This is a genomic window from Caballeronia concitans (assembly GCF_001544615.1).
GTDB lineage: Bacteria > Pseudomonadota > Gammaproteobacteria > Burkholderiales > Burkholderiaceae > Caballeronia > Caballeronia concitans.
The window spans coordinates 446,190-465,204 of the sequence record NZ_FCNV02000002.1 but is presented as its reverse complement, the minus strand read 5'-3'; the positions used below and the strand labels follow the sequence as shown (position 1 = coordinate 465,204).

The 19,015-nt window shown below is 63.0% G+C and carries 23 protein-coding genes and 1 riboswitch; of the genes, 12 read left to right on the top strand and 11 right to left on the bottom strand.

Annotated elements, in window-relative coordinates; all coding sequences use genetic code 11:
• Positions 1–4 precede the first annotated feature (4 nt).
• Complete coding sequence (locus AWB72_RS08230; RefSeq protein ID WP_244285559.1) at positions 5–229, bottom strand: DUF3460 family protein; 225 nt, start codon at positions 227–229, stop codon at positions 5–7.
• A 29-nt stretch (positions 230–258) separates the two neighbouring features.
• Positions 259–822: a DUF3005 domain-containing protein gene (locus AWB72_RS08225; RefSeq protein WP_040050645.1), complete on the bottom strand. Its 564-nt coding sequence runs from the start codon at positions 820–822 to the stop codon at positions 259–261.
• A gap of 125 nt (positions 823–947) precedes the next feature.
• On the opposite strand from AWB72_RS08225, the gene AWB72_RS08220 reads away from it, so the two are divergent.
• On the top strand, positions 948–1,175 hold the full coding sequence (locus AWB72_RS08220; protein ID WP_052449883.1) for a hypothetical protein: 228 nt from the start codon (positions 948–950) through the stop codon (positions 1,173–1,175).
• A gap of 53 nt (positions 1,176–1,228) precedes the next feature.
• On the top strand, positions 1,229–1,579 hold the full coding sequence (locus AWB72_RS08215) for a hypothetical protein (RefSeq protein ID WP_087127999.1): 351 nt from the start codon (positions 1,229–1,231) through the stop codon (positions 1,577–1,579).
• Between the two features lie 48 nt (positions 1,580–1,627).
• Here AWB72_RS08215 and budC read toward each other — a convergent pair whose 3' ends face one another.
• A complete protein-coding gene (gene budC, locus AWB72_RS08210; RefSeq protein WP_040050103.1) occupies positions 1,628–2,398 on the bottom strand; it encodes a meso-2,3-butanediol dehydrogenase in 771 nt (256 codons plus the stop codon).
• Between the two features lie 618 nt (positions 2,399–3,016).
• Between budC and AWB72_RS08205 the strand changes: the two genes are divergently transcribed.
• From AWB72_RS08205 to AWB72_RS08185, 5 genes are read left to right on the top strand one after another with little or no spacing between them, the layout of a single operon-like run.
• Complete coding sequence (locus tag AWB72_RS08205; RefSeq protein ID WP_040050112.1) at positions 3,017–4,501, top strand: sugar ABC transporter ATP-binding protein; 1,485 nt, start codon at positions 3,017–3,019, stop codon at positions 4,499–4,501.
• Positions 4,498–5,433, top strand: coding sequence for an ABC transporter permease (locus AWB72_RS08200; protein WP_040050102.1), 936 nt, complete (start codon positions 4,498–4,500; stop codon positions 5,431–5,433). Before AWB72_RS08205 ends, AWB72_RS08200 begins: the two co-directional genes overlap by 4 nt.
• Positions 5,430–6,401: an ABC transporter permease gene (locus tag AWB72_RS08195; protein ID WP_040050101.1), complete on the top strand. Its 972-nt coding sequence runs from the start codon at positions 5,430–5,432 to the stop codon at positions 6,399–6,401. The genes AWB72_RS08200 and AWB72_RS08195 overlap by 4 nt, the downstream gene beginning before the upstream one ends.
• 27 nt (positions 6,402–6,428) lie before the next feature.
• Positions 6,429–7,337, top strand: a complete 909-nt coding sequence (locus AWB72_RS08190) for an SMP-30/gluconolactonase/LRE family protein (RefSeq protein ID WP_040050100.1) — start codon at positions 6,429–6,431, stop codon at positions 7,335–7,337.
• A gap of 26 nt (positions 7,338–7,363) precedes the next feature.
• Entirely contained in the window at positions 7,364–8,383 is a 1,020-nt protein-coding gene (locus AWB72_RS08185; RefSeq protein ID WP_040050099.1) for an ABC transporter substrate-binding protein, read from the top strand.
• A gap of 65 nt (positions 8,384–8,448) precedes the next feature.
• On the opposite strand, the gene AWB72_RS08180 is transcribed toward AWB72_RS08185, so the two are convergent.
• The 3 genes from AWB72_RS08180 to AWB72_RS08170 all read right to left on the bottom strand — a co-directional run bounded on the left by AWB72_RS08180 (position 8,449) and on the right by AWB72_RS08170 (position 10,214).
• A complete protein-coding gene (locus AWB72_RS08180; RefSeq protein WP_040050098.1) occupies positions 8,449–8,949 on the bottom strand; it encodes a 6,7-dimethyl-8-ribityllumazine synthase in 501 nt (166 codons plus the stop codon).
• A gap of 116 nt (positions 8,950–9,065) precedes the next feature.
• Positions 9,066–9,262: riboswitch (FMN riboswitch) on the bottom strand.
• Positions 9,263–9,350: 88 nt separating this feature from the next.
• The gene (locus tag AWB72_RS08175; protein WP_244285558.1) at positions 9,351–9,854 is read right to left on the bottom strand and encodes a GNAT family N-acetyltransferase; all 504 of its coding nucleotides are present in this window, start codon (positions 9,852–9,854) and stop codon (positions 9,351–9,353) included.
• A gap of 129 nt (positions 9,855–9,983) precedes the next feature.
• Positions 9,984–10,214 carry a hypothetical protein gene (locus tag AWB72_RS08170; protein ID WP_040050097.1) on the bottom strand — a complete coding sequence of 77 codons (231 nt, stop codon included), beginning with the start codon at positions 10,212–10,214 and terminating at the stop codon, positions 9,984–9,986.
• 236 nt (positions 10,215–10,450) lie between these two features.
• On the opposite strand from AWB72_RS08170, the gene AWB72_RS29345 reads away from it, so the two are divergent.
• Positions 10,451–10,624 carry a hypothetical protein gene (locus tag AWB72_RS29345; protein ID WP_244285557.1) on the top strand — a complete coding sequence of 58 codons (174 nt, stop codon included), beginning with the start codon at positions 10,451–10,453 and terminating at the stop codon, positions 10,622–10,624.
• Between the two features lie 109 nt (positions 10,625–10,733).
• Positions 10,734–10,940: a DUF2970 domain-containing protein gene (locus tag AWB72_RS08160; protein WP_040050096.1), complete on the top strand. Its 207-nt coding sequence runs from the start codon at positions 10,734–10,736 to the stop codon at positions 10,938–10,940.
• A 3-nt stretch (positions 10,941–10,943) separates the two neighbouring features.
• Here AWB72_RS08160 and AWB72_RS08155 read toward each other — a convergent pair whose 3' ends face one another.
• From AWB72_RS08155 to AWB72_RS08145, 3 genes are all read right to left on the bottom strand, one after another.
• Positions 10,944–12,386 carry an aminotransferase-like domain-containing protein gene (locus tag AWB72_RS08155; RefSeq protein ID WP_052449829.1) on the bottom strand — a complete coding sequence of 481 codons (1,443 nt, stop codon included), beginning with the start codon at positions 12,384–12,386 and terminating at the stop codon, positions 10,944–10,946.
• Positions 12,387–12,512: 126 nt separating this feature from the next.
• Complete coding sequence (locus tag AWB72_RS08150; protein ID WP_040050095.1) at positions 12,513–13,502, bottom strand: sulfonate ABC transporter substrate-binding protein; 990 nt, start codon at positions 13,500–13,502, stop codon at positions 12,513–12,515.
• A 149-nt stretch (positions 13,503–13,651) separates the two neighbouring features.
• Entirely contained in the window at positions 13,652–14,833 is a 1,182-nt protein-coding gene (locus AWB72_RS08145; protein WP_143754597.1) for a hypothetical protein, read from the bottom strand.
• 384 nt (positions 14,834–15,217) lie between these two features.
• On the opposite strand from AWB72_RS08145, the gene AWB72_RS28445 reads away from it, so the two are divergent.
• Positions 15,218–15,445: a hypothetical protein gene (locus AWB72_RS28445; RefSeq protein ID WP_143754596.1), complete on the top strand. Its 228-nt coding sequence runs from the start codon at positions 15,218–15,220 to the stop codon at positions 15,443–15,445.
• Between the two features lie 86 nt (positions 15,446–15,531).
• Here the strand turns inward: AWB72_RS28445 and AWB72_RS08140 are convergent, their stop codons facing one another.
• Together AWB72_RS08140 and AWB72_RS08135 are read right to left on the bottom strand one after the other, a co-directional pair.
• On the bottom strand, positions 15,532–15,957 hold the full coding sequence (locus AWB72_RS08140) for an organic hydroperoxide resistance protein (protein WP_040050093.1): 426 nt from the start codon (positions 15,955–15,957) through the stop codon (positions 15,532–15,534).
• A gap of 120 nt (positions 15,958–16,077) precedes the next feature.
• The gene (locus AWB72_RS08135; RefSeq protein WP_244285556.1) at positions 16,078–16,452 is read right to left on the bottom strand and encodes a response regulator; all 375 of its coding nucleotides are present in this window, start codon (positions 16,450–16,452) and stop codon (positions 16,078–16,080) included.
• A gap of 253 nt (positions 16,453–16,705) precedes the next feature.
• On the opposite strand from AWB72_RS08135, the gene AWB72_RS08130 reads away from it, so the two are divergent.
• Positions 16,706–17,386 (top strand): MEDS domain-containing protein, encoded by a 681-nt coding sequence (locus AWB72_RS08130; RefSeq protein ID WP_052449828.1) that lies wholly within the window; start codon positions 16,706–16,708, stop codon positions 17,384–17,386.
• Positions 17,376–18,977 carry a hybrid sensor histidine kinase/response regulator gene (locus AWB72_RS08125; RefSeq protein ID WP_052449827.1) on the top strand — a complete coding sequence of 534 codons (1,602 nt, stop codon included), beginning with the start codon at positions 17,376–17,378 and terminating at the stop codon, positions 18,975–18,977. Before AWB72_RS08130 ends, AWB72_RS08125 begins: the two co-directional genes overlap by 11 nt.
• Positions 18,978–19,015 lie beyond the last annotated feature (38 nt).

Here is a 19,015-nt window from a genome sequence, read left to right as displayed (position 1 = left end):
GATTTCAATCGTTATCGCTGTAATACACGTACGACGGCTGGCGCAGCGCGCCTTCCTTGCCGGCCACGTCGCCGGAATCGGGCAGTCGCGGCAGCTTGTCCCACAGCAACGCGCGACCGATCATCTGGTTGCGGTCCATCTCGGGATGATCGGTCTTCAACCGGTTGAGGAACTGCTCGAACTCCGACACATAGAGGCCGCTCGCCGCGCCTCGTCCAAAGATGCCCACAATCGTTCTCCTTCAGCAAGACACGCTCGTCACGCTTCGTCCACGCGTTCGAGCGTGAATACATGCGATGCCTTCGATCCGTTGACCTGCTCTTCGTATTCCGTTTCGCCCATGACGACGCGATAACCCTTCTTCGGCAAGATCGACGGCAGGTTCCCAGTGGGACGGCTCTCGATGCCGCCGAGTCCCAGCGCGGGGGTCGGCACGTTATTGGTTAGCGTCGCGTTCGACGTGATGACGTTGTCGTGCCATCCTGATAGATCGCGGCGCGCTTCGATCGACTTCGCGTCGGCATCGACGGTATCGTCCGTGGATTCCATGCCGTCCGAATCCACCGAACGGATGCGGCTGTTCGCGCGCTGAACGGGGTCGCCTGTGTCACGTTCGGCCGCTTTATCGTCGAACGACGGAAGCGGCTTGTTGTGCTCCGCCGCGCCCGGTTCAGCCGATCCCGCGTTCTTCGTCTTGCCGAACTCGGCGGCTTGCGTTTGCGCGTCCGGGCCGGCGGTTCCGCTCGCGGGCGTCTTCACGGGACTCTTGGCCGCCATTTCGTTTTGCTGCGTCTGCGACGGGTTGCCTTCAGCGTTCTGCATTGTGTCCTCGCTTGTTCATGATTGCTTCGATCGCTACGGCCGTGCATTCAGCGTGCCCGGCGCACCGGCACGGCATATGCTGCGGTGTCGCGCATCTTTCGAACAATTCAGCGCGGAGGCACGTCATGGAATCGAGATACCGGTCATGCACCATTCATACGTCGGCGAGCATCGAGAACGGAAGCATCGTCGGCAATGCGCGCATTTACCTGCCGACCGTGAATGACGGCGACGAAGTGGAGTCGCACGACATGGAGTTTCATCTGTCCTTCGTCGACGAGAACGAAGCGATCGCCTTCGCGAAAGAGGGCGCGATTGCGTGGATAGACGAGCACGAGGCGCTGTCGCTTTGAACCGCGGTCGCTTTGAACAATCGCGTGCAACATCGATCGGGTCGAAGAGACGAATGAAAGCGAACACCATCAAGCTCATCCTGTCGAGCGCGTTGCTTGCGCTCGCGAGCACGGTCCACGCGGCGGGCGGCGGCCTGGGCTGCGGCGGCGGAGGCTGCCCCGGCGGCGGATCGGGCGGCCAGGGCGCGGGCCTGCCATCGAGCGGCAGCGCAGCGGCGGCTTCATCCACCGAAGGACCGCGCATTCACGCGTCGCCGAATGCGGAGCCGGGCGGCGCGGTAACGGACGGCGGCCAGGGCAGCGGCATGAGCCGGGATACGGGCGGCACGGGCATGCCGGGCGCGAAACCCGGCAAGCCTTCGCCGGCTACCAGGAACAACGCGCGCGGGGCGCAAGGCTTGTAAGCGTTTCAACGCGACATCGAGCCTTGCGCGCTTTCTTGACGCAACGTTCTACGCTTGCGGCGGTTGTCCGTTGGACGCGCTCAGTCCGCCATCGACGGGAAGATTCACGCCCGTGACGAATCGCGCGTCGTCGCTTGCGAGAAAGGCGATGACCGCGGCGATATCGTCCGGTTGTGCCGCGCGGCCCAGCGGAATGCGCTCGCGAAACTTCGCCATCAGTTGTTCGTTGTCGAGCATGTCTTGCGTGAGATCGCTCGCGGTCAGGCTCGGGCACACGGCGTTCACGCGCACGCCGTCGCGGCCATGATCCATCGCGAGCGCGCGCGTGAAGTTGGTCACCGCGCCCTTGGCCGCGTTGTAAAAGCTCATGCCCCAGTCGCCGCCCAGCCCCGATACCGACGACACATTGACGATGGAGCCCTTCGCCTCGATCAGATGACGGATGGCCGCGCGGCTGCAATAGAAGACGCCGTCGAGATCGGTGGACATGATCGTGTGCCAGTCATCGAGCGATGCTTCATCGATGCGTCCCGTCGGCGCGACGCCCGCGTTGTTCACGAGCACGTCGATGCGCCCGAAGCGCGCGACGGCGGCCGCGATCAGGTCCTCGGCATCCGCATAACGCGAGACGTCGCAACGGTGAACGAGCGTGCGTTCGGCATCGAGATCGCGCGCGACGCGTTCGAGCTTTTCCTGCGTGCGTCCGGCCAGCACGACATTCGCGCCTTCGGCTGCAAAGCGGCGCGCCGCCCCTTCGCCGATGCCGGAGCCCGCGCCTGTCACGATGACGACTTTCGATGTAAATCGGGAGGTGTCCATATGCGTGTACCGGTAGTATCGATGCACGCGTATTTGCACGTTTCGTTCCAGAGAAGGCGCCCTGGACGAAGCCTAATTGGCGAACAATCGGCGATGCACGTTGCGCAGATGCGCGCGCATTGCGGTCTTCGCGGCGCGTTCGGGCTTGAGGCTCGGCACATCCATCGGCAGGTTCATTCGCGTTTCATTACCCGCTTCGTTAATCGAATTGCACGACGCAATTGCAGTCGCTATACTGCCTCGGCGGTCCAGTGGCCTGACCACTCAAATTGGCCAGACCGCAACGAAACTGAAGGCAATCCTGAAGGCAACTGTTTGAAAGCAGAGCATCGGCGTTTTCGCGGATGCGCTCCAAAGAGGCGTGCTCATGATGATGTCGTTTCAGTACTTCCATGCCGCTGCTCGCCGCCGCGTCTTCATGCGCCTCGCTTCCATCGCGGGCTCATATCCATCCCCGCACCTTTCGCTTCCTTGTCAGCGCGCATCGCAGAGATCGCGCTGACGCACCACGCATTGAACCGACAAAAGACTTCAGCACAAGAATAAAGGAGACACGATGTTCCGAAGAGCCAAGCATACCGAAGCAACGCCGACATAACGCCACGCATGGAGCATGTGATGGGCGGAACAGGAGACACCGTTGCCGGACGTGAAGCGCTGATACGCTTCGAAGGCATCGGCAAGACCTTCGGGCGCGTGCGCGCGCTGAGCGACGTGGACTTCACCTTCATGCAGGGCGAGTGCGTCGGCATTGCGGGACACAACGGCGCAGGCAAGTCCACGCTGATGGCCGTGCTGGCGGGCGTGCATGCGCCGACGCAGGGCCGCATCGAAGTGGATGGACGCGACGCGCCGCATTACGACGCGAACGCCGCGCGCGATGCCGGCGTGCGCTGCGTGTTCCAGGAGCTGTCGCTGTGCGCGAACCTGACGGTCGCGGAGAACATGTGCATCGTGCATCCGCAACTGCGTGGACGCGGATGGCGGCGCACGGCCACGAGGCTCATGCGCGAGAAGCTCGAAGCAATCTTTCCGGGCAACGGGCTGAAGGGCAACGAACTCGTTTCCGATCTCACGTTGACGCAGCAGCAGATGGTCGAGATCGCGCGCGGCTTCACTGTCACCGATCAACCCGTGCGCCTCGTGATTCTCGACGAGCCGACTTCATCGCTCGATGCGCACACAGCCGACCAGTTGCTCGCGTTCGTGCGCAAGGCGGCGCAAGGCGGCATTACGTGTCTGCTCGTCACGCATATGCTGGGCGAAATCGAACGCGTGGCCGACCGCGTGATGGTGATGCGCGACGGCAGCATCGTCAGCGTGCTCGGCCGTGAACAGTCGAGCCGCGCATCGATCATTCAGGCGATGGGGCAGCATCTCGAAGCGGAGCGCGCGCCGGGCGCGGCGCGCGTGCAGACCGGGCGCGACCGCGAGCGGCACTTCGAGTGGAATGTCGGCGCAAAGCGTCACACACGTATCGAAGCATCGCGCGGCGAAGTGATCGGCTTCGCGGGACTCGCGGGCCAGGGGCAGACCGAAGCGCTGCTCGCCATCTACGAAGCCGCGACGCGCCACGGACCGAGCCGCGCGAAAGTGGCTTTCGTCGCGGGCGATCGCGGACGCGACGGCGTGTTTCCCATCTGGTCGATCGCGCAGAACCTCGACTTGCGTTGGCTCGCGGGCGGCGCGCCGCGCAGGCGCGGTCTCGTCGATCTCGCGGCGGCGCGTGCTGTCGTCGAAGCATGGCGCGCGAAGATCGGCATACGCGGCGCGGCGATGAGCGCGGGCATTCTGTCGCTCTCGGGCGGCAATCAGCAGAAGGTGTTGTTCGCGCGGGCGCTGGCGTCGGATGCGGACCTGATCCTGATGGACGATCCCACGCGCGGCGTCGATGTCGGCACGAAGCGCGACATCTATCAGCTCGTCCACGATGAAGCCGCGAAGGGCCGCACGTTCATCTGGTACACGACGGAAAACGAAGAGCTGTCGCATTGCGACCGCACTTATGTGTTCCGCTCGGCCGCCGTCACGCGCGTGCTGCATGCCGACGAATGCACGGAAGAAGCGTTGCTCGCGGCCAGTTTCGAGGAGCAGGCGGCATGACACTCGCCATCACGCAGGCGCGTTTGCGCGCCATGCTTCCCGCGATATCGCTCGTCGCGGTCTTGATCCCGATCCTCGTCATGCAGCCTGCGGTGATGAGCTATTTCGGTTCGAGCCTGCTATTGAATCTCGCCGTGCCGATCGTGCTCGCGACGCTCGCGCAGCTCGCGATCATCACCGTGAACGATCTCGATCTTTCCATCGGGCCGTTCGTGAGTCTCGTCGCCTGCATCGGTGCGACGCTGCTCGTGAGGACGCCGTGGCTCGGCGCGCTCGCGCTCGCGGGCTGCGTGCTCGCTTATGCGGCCGTGGGCGCGCTGATCGAGTTGCGGCAGATCCCGTCGATCGTCGTCACGCTCGGGCTTTCGTTCGTGTGGAGCGGTCTCGCCATCGTGCTGCTGCCGTCGCCGGGCGGCACGAGTCCGACATGGCTCGGCGCGGCGATGAACTATCAGACGCCGTTCATCGCGGCGCCCATCGTGTGGTCGGTGTTGATCGCGATGGTCGGACATTTGCTGTTGATGCGCTCGTCGGCGGGCGTGCGCGTGCGCGGCGCGGGCGGCAATCCCCGCGCGATGCGCCGCTTCGGCTGGTCGCTCGTGCGCAGCAAGGCGACGCTCTATGGCGTCGCGGGCGTGTTTGGCGTGCTCTCGGGCCTTTCGCTGCTCGGCCTCACCACCTCCGCCGATGCGAACCTCGCGTTGCGCTATACGTTGCTGTCGATCGCCGCGGTGATCCTCGGCGGCGGCGAGTTCATGGGCGGGCGCGTTTCGGTGATCGGCGCGGTGCTCGGCGCGATCACGCTGACGCTCGCGGCGTCGTTTCTCGCGTTCCTCAATATCTCGTCGGACTGGCAAGTGGGCATGCAAGGCGCGATCCTGATCGTGGTCCTGTCGTTGCGCGTGCTGCTGCAACGCGGAGAACGCCGATGAACAGCATCGCTGACAACGAAGCAAGCGCGTGGTCGCGCATCAAGGCCATTCAGGCGCCGTGGGCGTGGTCGTTCATCGGCGCGGTGCTGGTGTGGCTCGCCATCGTGGCGATCTTCGGCTTCGGCATTGCAAGCAACGTCGCGCAAACGGCGCTCACGTATGGCGTGTTCATGGTGCTCGTCGGTCTGGGGCAAATGCTCGTCATTACATCGGGTGTGGGCAACATCGACTTGTCGGTGCCATCGACCATTGCGCTTGCCGGCGTCGTGGGCATGCAAGTGATGGGCGGCGCGGACGGCCGGATCGTGCTCGGTATCGCAGCGGCGCTGGGCGTGGGTATCGTGATCGGACTCGCAAATTACGCGCTCATCCGCATGTTGCGCATTCCGCCGATCATCGCGACGCTCTCGTCGAGCTTCATCATTCAGTCGATCGCCATCACGCAAGGCAGGCAGCTTCCGCCGCCGCCGCCCGCGCTCGGCGCATTCGCAACGGGGCGCTTCCTCGACGTGCCGTACATCGCGCTCGTGGCCCTCGCGTTGTCGTTCGCGCTGGCCGTGCTGCTGCATCGCGCGGTGTATGGGCGCAGGCTTTCCGCCATCGGGCAGAACGCGCGCGCCGCGTGGCTCGCGGGCGTGAACGTGCATCGCACGCGATGCTTGGCCTACGTGATGTCGGCGATGATCGCGTCGCTTACCGCGTTGCTGATCGCGGCGACATCGGGCGGCGCGTCGCTCGACATGGGCGTCGAATACATGCTGATCTCGATTGCCGTCGTCGTGATCGGCGGCACGCTCGTGGCCGGCGGCAAGGCGACGATCGCGGGCGTGTGGGGCGCGTCGATGTTCCTCTTTCTCACCAATGCCGTGCTCAATGCGGTCGGCGCGGATGCGGGCGTGCGCTCCATCGTGTATGGCGTGCTCATCATCGCGGTCACGGTGGCGGCGGGCGGCAAGGCCGTGCGCTGACATCGCTCATGACAAGGACAAGGAGACATGAAAGCCAACGAATTCGAAGTGCACGATGCGCGCTTCCGGCTGCTGCTTCAGCCGAACGCATCGATGGAAAAACTCTTCGGCGATTGCCTCTGGGCCGAAGGGCCCGTGTATTTTCCGGCGACGGATCTGCTCATCTGGAGCGACATTCCGAACAACCGCATGCTGCGCTGGGCGCCGGGGATGGGCGTCGGCGTGTATCGCGCGCCGTCGAACTACAGCAACGGCAACACGCGCGACCGCGAAGGGCGGCTCGTCAGTTGCGAGCATGGCGCGCGGCGCGTGACGCGCACGGAGCACGACGGCAGCATCACGGTGATCGCATCGCATTACGAAGGCAAGCAGCTCAATTCGCCGAACGACGTGATCGTGGATTCGCAAGGCGCGATCTGGTTCACCGATCCCGACTACGGAATTATTAGTGACTACGAAGGATATCGCGCGGACAGTGAGATCGGGCGATGCAACGTGTATCGCGTCGCACCCGGCGATGCAGAAGTGCGGATCGTGTCCGACGACTTCGTGAAGCCGAACGGCCTGGCGTTCTCGCCGGATGAATCGAAGCTCTATATCGCGGATTCCGCGGCCTCGCACGATGACGACGCGCCGCGTCACATTCGCGTCTTCGATGTCGCCGACGACGGCGCGTTGCGCAATGGCCGCGTGTTCATCGCGATGCAAAGCGGCGTGCCCGACGGCATGCGCGTGGACGAGCACGGCAACGTGTGGACGAGCGCCGAAGACGGCGTGCATTGCTATGCGCCGGACGGCACGCTGCTCGGCAAGATACTGATTCCCGAAGTCGTCGCGAACCTCACGTTCGGCGGGCTGCGGCGCAACCGGCTGTTCATTACCGCGACTTCATCCGTGTATGCGGTGCATGTGGGCGTGCGCGGCGCGGCGCGCTGATATCGAATAACCAAAGGAGACGGAGCATGCAGGTAATCAAGATCATGGCGGCGGCATGTGTTGCGCTGGCTGCATCCGCGGCGATGGCGCAGGTCGCGGGCGGCGATACGTCGTCGGCGAAGATCGCGTTGTCGAACAACTATGCGGGCAACAGCTGGCGTCAGCAGATGCTCAAGAGCTGGTCCAATGTCGCGGATACGGCGGTCAAGCAGAAGGTCGTCGCCGCCGCGCCGAGCTTCACCACGGCCGAGAGCCAGGCGACCGAGCAGGTCCAGCAGATGCAGAACCTCATTCTGCAAGGCTACAAGGCCATTGCCGTCGATGCCGTTTCGCCCACTGCGCTCAACGGCGTCATCAAGCAGGCGTGCGGCGCGGGCGTGACGGTCGTATCGTTCGATGGCATCGCAACCGAGCCGTGCGCGTATCGCATCGCGGTGGACTTTCAGGGCATGGGGCGCATGCAGGTCGATTATCTGGCGAAGCGGCTGAACGGCAAGGGCAATCTGCTGGAGATTCGCGGGCTGGCGGGCGTGTCCGTCGATGACGAGATTCACCAGGGCATCGTCGATGAACTGAAGAAGTATCCGGGCATGAAGATCGTCGGCTCCGTGCATGGCGACTGGACGCAGACCGTCGCGCAAAAGCAGGTCGCCGGCATTCTGCCGACGCTGCCGAAGATCGATGGCGTGGTCACGCAAGGCGGCGATGGCTTCGGCGCGGCGCAGGCGATCAAGGCGGCGGGACGGCCGACGCCGATCATCATTCTCGGCAACCGGCAGGAAGAGCTTGCGTGGTGGGCCGAGCAGCGCAAGAGCGGCTATGGCACGATGTCGGTGACCATTCCGCCGGGGGCGTCGTCGTTTGCGTTTTGGGTCACGCAGCAAGTGCTCGCGGGCAAGAAGATGCCGCACGACATTCGCATGCCGGTGCTCGAAGTGAAGCCCGAAGAGCTGAACGCGGTGCTCGCCAAGACGCCGACCGGCGCGCTCGCAAACAAGGAATACACGCGCGACGAAGTCGTGGCTGTCGTGGATGGCAAAAAGTAACGTGGAGCACGTCACGGGCGCGACGGCCCGTGACGTGCGCAGCGGAAGCTGTCCTGATTCGGTCCTTACGCGACCGGTAACGCGCTCAGCTTGCTCACCGTGTCGGCGCAAGCGTGCGCTGCTTCGCGGCCCTTCACGAGGAAATGCTCGCGGAAGAAGCCGATGTGCTCTTCGCCATGATGGAAATGATGCGGCGTGAGCACCGCCGAGAACACCGGCGTGCCCGTTTCGAGCTGCACCTGCATCAAGGCGTTGATGACGGCCTGCGCGACGAACTCATGCCGATAGATGCCGCCATCGACGACGAGCCCCGCCGCGACGATGCCCGCATATTGACCGGAGAGCGCGAGACGCTTCGCATGCAACGGAATTTCGAATGCGCCGGCGACTTCGAAGAGATCGATATCGTCCTTCGTGTAGCCGTGTTGCTGCATGGCTTCGATGAACGAGGTCTTGCATTGATCGACGATATCGCGATGCCAGCACGCCTGAACGAACGCGATGCGGGGACGATTGGAGCCTGTTGCGGATACCGCTTGTGATTCGATGATGTTGGATGCGTTCATGGACTTCAGCCTGTTTTGTGTGAACAGGGCGAAGGACAGCCGCACGCCTTCGCACGCGCGAGGAAGCGCAAGCACGTGCAAGCAAGCGCACACGTCGGGCGTAAAAGCACCGGCTGTCCTGTTCTCTTTCATCCGGACTATACCGTCGGCCCCGGAATCCAACCGGGTCTGCTGACCTCGCTCGCTGCGATACCGCAATGTTGCCATTGCGGTCACATCGATGAGCGCTCGCGGGCTACGTCGCTGAAAACGTCAGACACGTCTAGCGACGATTACCGCCGGTGGGGAATCGCACCCCGCCCCGAGAACGTGTTCTTCGTCGTATCGAAGAACGGGGGTACGGTATCACGAAACAAGGCGCAGCTCGACAATACCCCGCGTTTTGCGGGGTTTCGAGGCAATCAACACTCGTCCATTCGACGCTGCTCCATCTTGATGCCGATGGTCTTCTCAAAACAGCGCGCGTCGGGCTGATGCACGTAGATGCCGAACGGGTTCGTCGGCTGAAAGCCGTTGCGTTCATAGAACGCGATAGCCCTGCGATTCACGGCCCGCGTCTCCAGCAATAGCTTGTGATAGCCGACCGCAGCGGCTTCGGCTTCGAGCTGAGCGAGCAGCGCGCTTCCCACGCCGCACGAATTGGGTCGGCTATAGAGCCGCTTGAGTTCGGCCACGCCGTAATCGAAGCGGCGAAATGCACCACATCCGAGCGCGATGCCTAGCTCGTCGCGCGCGACGAGAAATGCGCCTCTTGCCGAGCAGACGTCCTGAAGGCAGAACCGGGTCTGGCCGCTATCGCCGGAAAAGACGGCGAGCATGGCGCTGAGTTCGTCGAGAAGCGCGCGTGCGTCTTGCGACCACGGGTCTTCGCGCTGGACAAGGATGGCTGTTCCTGAAGGCGTCACGGCATTCGCTCCCAATCTGCGGTGATGGACACTCACTCGACGATGAGCCGAGCAAAACGCAGACCTGGCATCGACGCCCGAGCCTCGATGCGTGCAGAACGCGCCTTTTGACGACGCTTGAAGGAAAAGCTACAGCGCGCAGACCTGCAACGGCGGGACCGGCAAGTCGTCGCCTTCGATGAAGGCCGTCGCGGAATACACGGCGAACTTGAACGCGCTTTCCTCGCTCGCGAACACGCCGAGATCGCCGAGCGATGTCAGATGGCCGTCCGTTTCGAGAATGGAGGCCTTGGCGATGAACGCGGTCCCGAGCCGCGTGACGAAGGGCTCGAATGCGGCTCCGTGGTGATAGATGATCATGGCTCTCCCAGTTCTTGGTTGATGTATGTAGCGCTTGATCGTGCGTGAAGAAATCACCGGATCGGCCCGAGGCAAACGTTTCGAAAGGGTCGATAGGCCGCATTCTAAGAAGCATCGAAAAGCCGTGGCCTGTCCGTATGGCGAGACTTGCGGACACGACACCTCGAATGCCTTGCGCGCTCGCACGGTGATGCGGTCAAATGTCGGCCGTCCCTCACTCTCGCATTGCGCGCAAAATGACAAGACGCTTACTAGGCAAGATCGCGGCATTCTCCTTCGCCGCTACCACGGCATGCGGCGGCGTCGCGGTTCACGCAGCAGAGCTTCACGTGTTGACATCCGGCGGCTTCACGGCCGCTTACAAGGCGCTCGGCCCCGACTTCGCGGCGAAGACCGGCAATACGCATTGAGCGAAGCAGCGAGCGGTCGTTGCTTCGCACGAATCGACCGCATCTGCTGCTTTTTTCGCCGGCCATTCCCGCGCAACATGGTTCTCATCAAACCAGCCGGGAGCAGAAAATGGCCTTGTTACGGATGATCCGCATCGTTCTGTGGAGTTTCTTCGGCGTGCGCCGGCGCGCATCGCATGAAGCGGATTTCGCGCAAGTCAACTTCAGCCTGCTGCCGGTGATCGCGGTGGTGCTCGCGCTTTGCATCGGCGCGAGCATCTTCGGCGTCGTCATGCTCGTCACGCACGGCGCGAACGTGCCGACGCAAGGCTTCTGACGCTCAAGCAGCCGTTCTCACTGTGCCGTTCAGGTGTGCCGCGGGATCGTCGAGAATCTCGGCCAGCGCGCGGATCGCGTGATCCATGCGCGCGTCCCACGGATGCCCGAAGTTCAGCCGGATGCAGTTCTCGAACGAATGCGTGACCGAGAACATCGGGCCGGGCGCGATGCTGATGCCGCGCGCGATCGCCAGCCGGTGCAGCGCCATCGCATCGACCGCTTCGGGCAGTTCGAGCCACACGAAGTAGCCGCCGGCGGGCGTCGTCCATCGCACCGTGGCGGGCAGCGAGCGCGAGAGGGCGGCTTCCATCGTCGTCAGTTGCGAGCGCAGCGCGGCGCGCAGCTTGCGCAAGTGCTTGTCGTAGCCGCCGGACTGCAAATAATCGGCGATGCCCGCCTGCGCCGGGATGCTCGCCGAGAGCGTCGTCATCAGCTTGAGGCGCTGCACCTTGTCGGCGAAGCGGCCCGCCGACGTCCAGCCTATCCGATACCCCGGCGCAAGCGTCTTCGAAAACGAGCTGCAATGCATGACGAGGCCCTGCGTATCGAAGGCTTTCGCGGGCAGCGGACGCTCGCGCCCGAAGTGCAGTTCCTGATAGACATCGTCTTCGATCAGCGGAATCTCGCGCCGCGCCAGCATCTCGACGAGCGCCTTCTTCTTCTCGATGGGGAGCGTCGCGCCGGTCGGATTCTGGAAGTTCGTCATGAACCAGCAGGCGCGTATCGGATGCTTGTCGAGCGCGGCGGCGAGCGCATCGAGATCGAGGCCGGTCGCCGGATGCACCGGAATTTCGACCGCGCGCAAGTCGAGCCGCTCGATGGCCTGTAGCGCCGCATAGAACCCCGGCGATTCGACGGCGACGACATCGCCGGGGCGTGTGACCGCCGTCAGACACAGGTTGAGCGCTTCGAGCGCGCCGCTCGTGACGACGATTTCATCGGCGGGAACGGACACGCCAGTGCCGACATAGCGCAGGCCGATCTGCTTACGCAACGCGTCGTTACCGGGCGGCAAGTCCGATACCGTGCTCCACGGACTCAGCGATCGCGTGCCTTGCGTGAGCGACTGGAGAAGCCGCGCCGACGGAAACAGCAGCGGCGACGGAAACGCCGAGCCGAGCGGCGCGATGTCCGGATGCTTCGCGGCCTGCAACACGGAGAACACGAGATCGCTGATTTCGACCTTGCTCGAATCGGCGAACGATGTCGTGCGCGAAGGCGTTTCGCTCACGCTCGCGCCCGGCGTGACGAAGTAGCCGGAGCGCTCTTCGGCGCGCACGAGTCCCCATTCTTCGAGCAGATAGCAGGCGCGAAAGACCGTCGACTGGCTGACGCCATGTTGCGCGATGAGCTGCCGCAACGAGGGCAGGCGCGCGCCGACCGGGATGCGGCCTGCGCGGATATCGTCGGCCAGGCGGGCGGCGAGTGCCTCGTAGCGCTTCATCGAAGGGAGCGGAAAGAGTGGGCGATGCCGTGATGTTAGCGCTGTTTGCCGTTCGCAACTAACTGTCTACCGCTCAACCCACGCAAAAGCGGACGCGTGATCCGCGTCCGCCTATACGCGTTGTCTTCAGGCGAGACCCGGCGGCGCGGCCTTCGCGACATCGACCTGTTTCGGCAACAGTCCGAGATCGAGGAACGTATTGGCGATCTGCTGCTGCTCGCCGATGATCTCGCGCGTGATCGCTTCCGTGCCGAACACCTGCCGGCTCACGGCGAGATCGACGACGGGCTTCGGCAAGCCCCAGAGTTTCGCGAGTTCGCTCGCGAGCGCGTCCGGATTCTGCTTGCCCCATTGATCGACGGCCCTGATTTCGTCGATGACGATGCGGATCACATCGGCATTCTTCGCCACATAGTTCTGCGACGAGAAGTAATACGCCCGATTGCCGACCACGCCGCTCGCATCCGCCACGATGCGCGCATTCAGCGTCTTCTGCGCAGCCGCGAAGAACGGGTCCCAGATGACCCATGCGTCGATCGAGCCGCGCTCGAAGGCGGCGCGCGCATCGGCGGGCGGCAGGAAGACCACGTTGATATCCTTGTATTGCAGGCCGTGCTGGGCCAGCAGCTTCACGAGGAAGTAATGGACGTTGCTGCCCTTGTTCAACGCGACGCGCTTGCCCTTCAGGTCCGCGACCGTCTTGACCGGCGATTGCGCCGGAACGAGCACGGCTTCGGATTGCGGCCGCGTCGGCGTGGCCGCGACGTAGGCGAGCGGTGCGCCGGCCGCCTGCGCGAAGATGGGCGGCGCTTCGCCCACATCGCCGAAGTCGATCGAGCCGACGTTGAGAGCTTCGAGCTGCACCGGCCCGGCGGTGAACTCGGTCCACGTCACCGATACGCCGAGCGGCGCGAGCCGCTTTTCGAGCGTTCCGCGTCCCTTCAGCAGATTCAGATAGCCCTTTTGATTACCGACCCGCAGCACGCGCGGCTGCGCTGATGCAGCCTGCTGCGCGAACGAAGCGGGCGCGGTGGCAAGCGACGCAGCGGCCATCGCGGCCCGCGCGGAGAAGGAGAGAAACGCGCGACGGTCGACTGACTTCTGGTTTTCGGACATGGGCGGATCGGGCGCTTGGCATATGAAGGACTTCAGATGCTAAAGCGCGGCACCGCCCATGCAAACGTAGGAATAGGCATAACGCTATGGCACGGCGCGTCATATCCATTCCGCTTCTCGCTCGAAGCGAATGGTCATGAAGCGCGATATCAGGGATAGGTCCGCATCACGCCCTGACCATGCGGTTCGAGTTCGACGTCGGCCTGCCTGACCTCGCTCGGCTTCGGGCTGACGTCCAGCGCCTTCAGCGCGTTATCCCAGCTGAAGCGCGCCGCATCCTTGAGCGCTGCGGCGTGAAGACTTTCCCACGCCTGTTCCGTGCTCGCACGCGCCACCCGTTCCAGGAAATCGTCGGCCGTGTAGTAGATGGAACTATCGTCGAGTGCCGCGTCTTTTCGCCATGCGGGAGTCAATACGGGCACGCCGTACGATATGTATTCCAGATGCTTCGACGAGAAACTATGCTGCCGCAACTCGTCGTTGCTGATGGTGATCAACCCGAACTGGTAGTCCGCGATCACATCGGTCGAGGGCGCGTATCCCTTGTAATTGATACTCAGCGACGCGTCAGGCTCGGGGCCGCCATAGACATCGAGCATCGGATAAAGCTTGCATAGCTGCGACAGCAGCGGCAGATTCACCCAATAGCCGCCGAGATAACCGAGAAAAATAATGCGAGGATGCTTGTTATAGCGAGCCAGTTTCGTCTTCTTGTGCGTGCCGTAAGTGATCGGCAGAAAGTTGGTGCCGTTGTACTTCGTCTGCCTCACGTAGTCCGCGTAGGTATGCCAATGAAACGAGAGATAGTCGGCGGCGGCATACGATTCGACTTCGACATCGCGTAGTTTCGTGTATCCCGCATCGCTGAGTTCGCCGCCGAAGCGAAGTTCTTCGGCAAAGGGCGAGGGCAGGTCCAGAATCTGCACATCGGCCACGCGATCACCGAGCGTCACGGCTTCGTCGAGATTGCTTTCGCAGATAAGCAGATCGAAGTGGCCCTTGCTGCGTAACGTCTTCTGCAGCACCTTTCCGCGCAAGACCATCACACGCCAAAGCAAATGAGACGTCGCTGCCTTGCAGGTCGCGCCGCCTATGTGCACGGCGATCGCCAGCACCGCTTCATGCACGTAGAGTTGCAGCTTCAGCAATTGCGGAGCGGGCAGCATTCGACGAATGCCGGTCTTGGCGAGCCTCGACAGTTTGTTGGAGTCGAAGCGGATCACGGATGTATAACCGTTGCGGCTGAGATACGCTTCGAGCTCTTTGGGCTTCACGCCATTTGCGAAGGCGTCCTGTGAACAGATGATGACTGCCCGTTTCTCTTGCGCCATGAAACACTCCTTCATTCGCTATCGACGTCGATCGGTCAGTCGGTGCAGGGTGCACGCTGAAACGGAACGCAACTGCCGGGGAGAGGAGCAACAACGAAGCTACATCGAACGACGAGTGACGCACTTTTTTCGCAGACAACGTGGCGATGCAGAACGTATCATCGCGCCGCTTTCATTCAATGAGGACAACAGGACGATCCTGCGCTACGCGGTAGCATAGTCGGGATTTTCGCTAGCCGCAGCAGAAAAAACATTTGCCTTTCACGTCAAAAACGTCCGTTCGTTCATTAGGCGGCCTTTTGAACCTGAATTCGAAATAATCAGCTAGGTGAATTTACACGATCAATGCACGGAAACGATCTCGATTCATCGCCAGGACGATTCATGTACAGAAGTGAGGACTACCACGGATGGACGCTTCAGGTCACGACCGTGCCCCGTTGTGGCGCATACACCGCCATTGCTGTGTTAAGCCGGGGTAGTCAGGAGTTTCGCTTCGAGCAGATCGCGGTGTCGGATACGGAGGCCGCATCGGCGACGGCGGCGGTGGGATGGCTGCGCGGATGGCTCGACTTGAACGGACTGCTGGATCGGCAACGATCCGATGCGTGAGTTCGCGACGCTCACGCTATTTGCTTCGGCGACTTCGCGGTGTAATGCCCCGCATGAAGCCGCCGAAGAACTCACCGCACGCAGTGTCAGACGAGCGTGAGCTTGACGTCGATGTTATTGCGCGTTGCATTCGAATAAGGGCACACGATGTGCGCCTTGTCGATCAGCTGCTGCGCCTCCGCGCGATCCATGCCCGGCAACGAAATCTTGAGTTCGACCTCGATGCCGAAGCCATTCGGAATCTGCCCGATGCCGACGCTGCCATCGACTGCGAGATCCTTCGGCACATCGATCTTGTCTCGCGCGCCGACGAACTTCATCGCGCCGATGAAGCACGCGCTATAGCCCGCCGCGAAAAGTTGCTCGGGGTTCGTGCCGTCGCCGCCACCGCCGCCGAGTTCCTTCGGCGTGGTCAGACGGAGATCGAGATTGCTCTCAGGGATGGTCGCGCGTCCATCGCGCCCGCCGGTCACGTGCGCGTGTGCACGGTACAAGACTTTTTCGATCGTCATTCCAGTGTCCTTTGTCGTATGAAGGTGGAGAACAACTTCCCGGGGCATCAGCCGCAAGCATACTAAAAGGCCCGCAGCGGCGCTCGCGCATGCGCTGATCGGCAATCGACGATGATCGTCTCAGGCGCCGCGGCAAAGATATCGGAGCAGCGGGCCCAGCATGGAAGGATCGGTAGGTTTCGAGCAGTATGCGTCGAAGTGCGCGAGCCTCACTGCGTTCACGTCTTCCGTGCTCGATACCGCCGAATGCGCAACGAGGATCGCGTTCGATGTGACCGGATCGGCACGCAGGCGTATCGCAACTTCGATGCCGGAGACATCAGGCATCCAGATATCGAGCATCACGATGTCCGGATGCCATTGTCTTGCCGCCTCGATCGCTTCGTGGCCGCCATAGACCACGCGTGTCGGAAAGTCTTCGATCGCGAGGACCATGCCGATTGCATCGGCGGTATCGACATAGTCATCGACGACAAGCACACGAGGTGTTTCCACGGCCTGCCGTCTGCTCGTCCATATCGCGCATTTCGGAGGGACGGCGAACGCGTTGTCTTCGGTCATGCTTGCCTTCTTCTGGACGCAAGCGCGACAAGGGCCGCGCCGATTGAGGTCCTGCTTTCGTGACAGGTATGAGCAATCGATACGCCCGAAGCCGCGAGATGGAAGCGCGTTCGCACAGAACGGCTCGCGGCGCTTAGCGTATCATTGCCGCCGACCCCCTCCCTCTCCTCTCCAAAGAAACTATTCCATGCACCCGCCCACACTGGCCGGCACCCCGCTCGAGGCCTATCACGTCTGCGCATTCTTCAATAGCCGCGACGAAGAGTACGCAACGTTGAGTCCCTTCTTCAAGGAGGCGGTGGATAACGGCGAAAAGAACATGCACATCGTGAATCCCGCGTTGCTGGCGGATCATCGCGCGCGGCTGACGGCTTCGGGCATCGATGCCGCGCACTGCGAGGCGTGCGGTCAGCTCGAACTCGTTTCGTGGCGCGACGCGTATCTGGATGAAGAAGGCGTGTTCGACAAGGACCGGATGCTTGCCGCCGTCGAGCGATTGACGGGAAGCGGCCGCGATGCGGGCTTTTCGCGCCTGCGGATCATGGGCAACATGGACTGGGTGTTCGAGGACACGACAGCCACGCCGAAGCTCATCGAATACGAAGCCGAAGTGAACGAAGTGCTCGAGCGCAACCGGCAGCCTGCCGTCTGCGTGTACGACATCGCGAAGCTCTCCGGCTCGATGCTGATGGACCTGCTGCGCACGCATCCGATGACGCTCATCAACGGTGTCGTGCAGGAGAATCCGTTCTTCACGCAGCCGTCCGAGATGGTTCAGGAACTGAAGCGCCGTCGGTCATCGGAAGTCGCTCCGGGCGATGAAGCGGCGAGCAAGCCGGCCGCATTCGTTCAAGAGAATGGCCGCTGAGTCTGGCTCCGAGGCGCTGTCGCGGGAAGCAGCCGAGCGCAGCCTGCGTGACCTGATGGGCCTTCTGGCGCTGCCGGCGTTGTGGGCCGGGCGCGATGGCCGGACGGTGATCGAACTGATGACGCAGGCCGTCGAGCGGATCGTCCGTCTGGATGTCTGCTATGCATATGTGCCCTTGCTCCCCGATTCGTCCGCATTCGACACGCTGCGTCTGCGCGAAGCCGATGCCACCGCGGACGTTCGTCTCGCATGGGAGCCGGCGATCGACGCATGGCGCCGCATGCCCATCGGCCCGCGTCCCGTGCTTCAGGCGACGCCGGCCGGCGCGCAGAGAATGGTGCGCATGAGCATGGGATACACCGCGGGTCAGGGCAGCGTCTGGTTCGGTTCGGCCGACCCGTCGTTTCCGTCCGTGACGGACCTCGCGTTTCTGCGCGCGGCGACCTCGCTGGCGGCAACGGGTCTGCAGGCGGCGCGCGCCGCGCACGAACGCGAGACGGCCAGCCGCGCCAAGGACGAATTCCTCGCGATGCTCGGGCATGAGCTTCGCAATCCGCTCGCGCCGATCACGACCGCGCTCGGGCTCATGCGCAAGCATCGCGGCGGGACGCCGGACAAGTATCACGAGATCATCGAGCGGCAGGTGTCGCATCTGTCGCGGCTCGTCGAGGACCTGCTCGACGTGAGCCGCATCACGCGCGGGTCCATCGAACTTCATCTCGAAGCGGTGCGGATTGGTTCGGTGCTGACGCGCGCCATCGAGGCCGCGAGTCCGCTGGTCGAGCAGCGCGGACAAACCTTGTCGCTCAGCGTGACCGACGACGGCGCGCTCATCTCGGCAGATCTCACGCGGCTCACGCAAGTCTTCGGCAATCTGCTCAACAACGCAGCCAAATACACCGATGCGGGTGGACATATCCGCGTGGAAGCGGTGACGAACGCGACGGAGATCGTCGTTTCGGTGTCGGATAACGGCGCGGGTATCGGCGAGGATCTGATGCCCCGGCTCTTCACCATCTTCGAGCAGGGGCGAACCACCATCGACCGTGCGAAGGGCGGACTGGGCATCGGCCTTGCGCTGGTGAAGAATCTGGTCCAACTGCACGGCGGCACCGTCACGGCGATGAGCGACGGACCGGGAAAGGGATCGACGTTCGTGGTGACGCTGCCGATCGCACCGCACACGCTGATGCCCGCCGACGCGTTACTGACCGCGCGATCGCTTCCCGAAGGAAACGGTATCCGCGTATTGCTCGTCGACGACAACGAAGACGGCCTTCTCTCGATGGAAGCATTTCTCGTGGAAGTCGGGTTCGACGTGGCAACGGCGAGCGCGCCGCAAGCGGCGCTCGAAGTCGCGGCGGAGTTTCGTCCGGCGTTCGCCGTGCTCGACATCGGCTTGCCCGGAATGGACGGCTATCAGTTGGCCGCGGCGCTGCGGTTGCAGCAAGAGGGCGATGCGCTGCGCCTTTTCGCATTGACGGGATATGGTCAGGCCGAAGACCGCCGACGTTCGTCTGACGCCGGATTCGAGCGTCACTTCGTGAAGCCTGTGCCACTCAACGAGTTGGTCGAAGCGCTGATCGCTTGATGGCGGCGGCAGAAAAAAAAGCCCGCGGAGACGGGCTT

Bases quoted from the DNA above. Each gene is read 5' to 3' on its own strand.
- AWB72_RS08225 (WP_040050645.1), bottom strand. From the start codon at position 822: ATGCAGAACGCTGAAGGCAACCCGTCGCAGACGCAGCAAAACGAAATG.
- AWB72_RS08220 (WP_052449883.1), top strand. From the start codon at position 948: ATGGAATCGAGATACCGGTCATGCACCATTCATACGTCGGCGAGCATC.
- AWB72_RS08215 (WP_087127999.1), top strand. From the start codon at position 1,229: ATGAAAGCGAACACCATCAAGCTCATCCTGTCGAGCGCGTTGCTTGCG.
- budC (WP_040050103.1), bottom strand. From the start codon at position 2,398: ATGGACACCTCCCGATTTACATCGAAAGTCGTCATCGTGACAGGCGCG.
- AWB72_RS08205 (WP_040050112.1), top strand. From the start codon at position 3,017: ATGGGCGGAACAGGAGACACCGTTGCCGGACGTGAAGCGCTGATACGC.
- AWB72_RS08200 (WP_040050102.1), top strand. From the start codon at position 4,498: ATGACACTCGCCATCACGCAGGCGCGTTTGCGCGCCATGCTTCCCGCG.
- AWB72_RS08195 (WP_040050101.1), top strand. From the start codon at position 5,430: ATGAACAGCATCGCTGACAACGAAGCAAGCGCGTGGTCGCGCATCAAG.
- AWB72_RS08190 (WP_040050100.1), top strand. From the start codon at position 6,429: ATGAAAGCCAACGAATTCGAAGTGCACGATGCGCGCTTCCGGCTGCTG.
- AWB72_RS08185 (WP_040050099.1), top strand. From the start codon at position 7,364: ATGCAGGTAATCAAGATCATGGCGGCGGCATGTGTTGCGCTGGCTGCA.
- AWB72_RS08180 (WP_040050098.1), bottom strand. From the start codon at position 8,949: ATGAACGCATCCAACATCATCGAATCACAAGCGGTATCCGCAACAGGC.
- AWB72_RS08170 (WP_040050097.1), bottom strand. From the start codon at position 10,214: ATGATCATCTATCACCACGGAGCCGCATTCGAGCCCTTCGTCACGCGG.
- AWB72_RS29345 (WP_244285557.1), top strand. From the start codon at position 10,451: ATGACAAGACGCTTACTAGGCAAGATCGCGGCATTCTCCTTCGCCGCT.
- AWB72_RS08160 (WP_040050096.1), top strand. From the start codon at position 10,734: ATGGCCTTGTTACGGATGATCCGCATCGTTCTGTGGAGTTTCTTCGGC.
- AWB72_RS08155 (WP_052449829.1), bottom strand. From the start codon at position 12,386: ATGAAGCGCTACGAGGCACTCGCCGCCCGCCTGGCCGACGATATCCGC.
- AWB72_RS08150 (WP_040050095.1), bottom strand. From the start codon at position 13,502: ATGTCCGAAAACCAGAAGTCAGTCGACCGTCGCGCGTTTCTCTCCTTC.
- AWB72_RS08145 (WP_143754597.1), bottom strand. From the start codon at position 14,833: ATGGCGCAAGAGAAACGGGCAGTCATCATCTGTTCACAGGACGCCTTC.
- AWB72_RS28445 (WP_143754596.1), top strand. From the start codon at position 15,218: ATGTACAGAAGTGAGGACTACCACGGATGGACGCTTCAGGTCACGACC.
- AWB72_RS08140 (WP_040050093.1), bottom strand. From the start codon at position 15,957: ATGACGATCGAAAAAGTCTTGTACCGTGCACACGCGCACGTGACCGGC.
- AWB72_RS08130 (WP_052449828.1), top strand. From the start codon at position 16,706: ATGCACCCGCCCACACTGGCCGGCACCCCGCTCGAGGCCTATCACGTC.
- AWB72_RS08125 (WP_052449827.1), top strand. From the start codon at position 17,376: ATGGCCGCTGAGTCTGGCTCCGAGGCGCTGTCGCGGGAAGCAGCCGAG.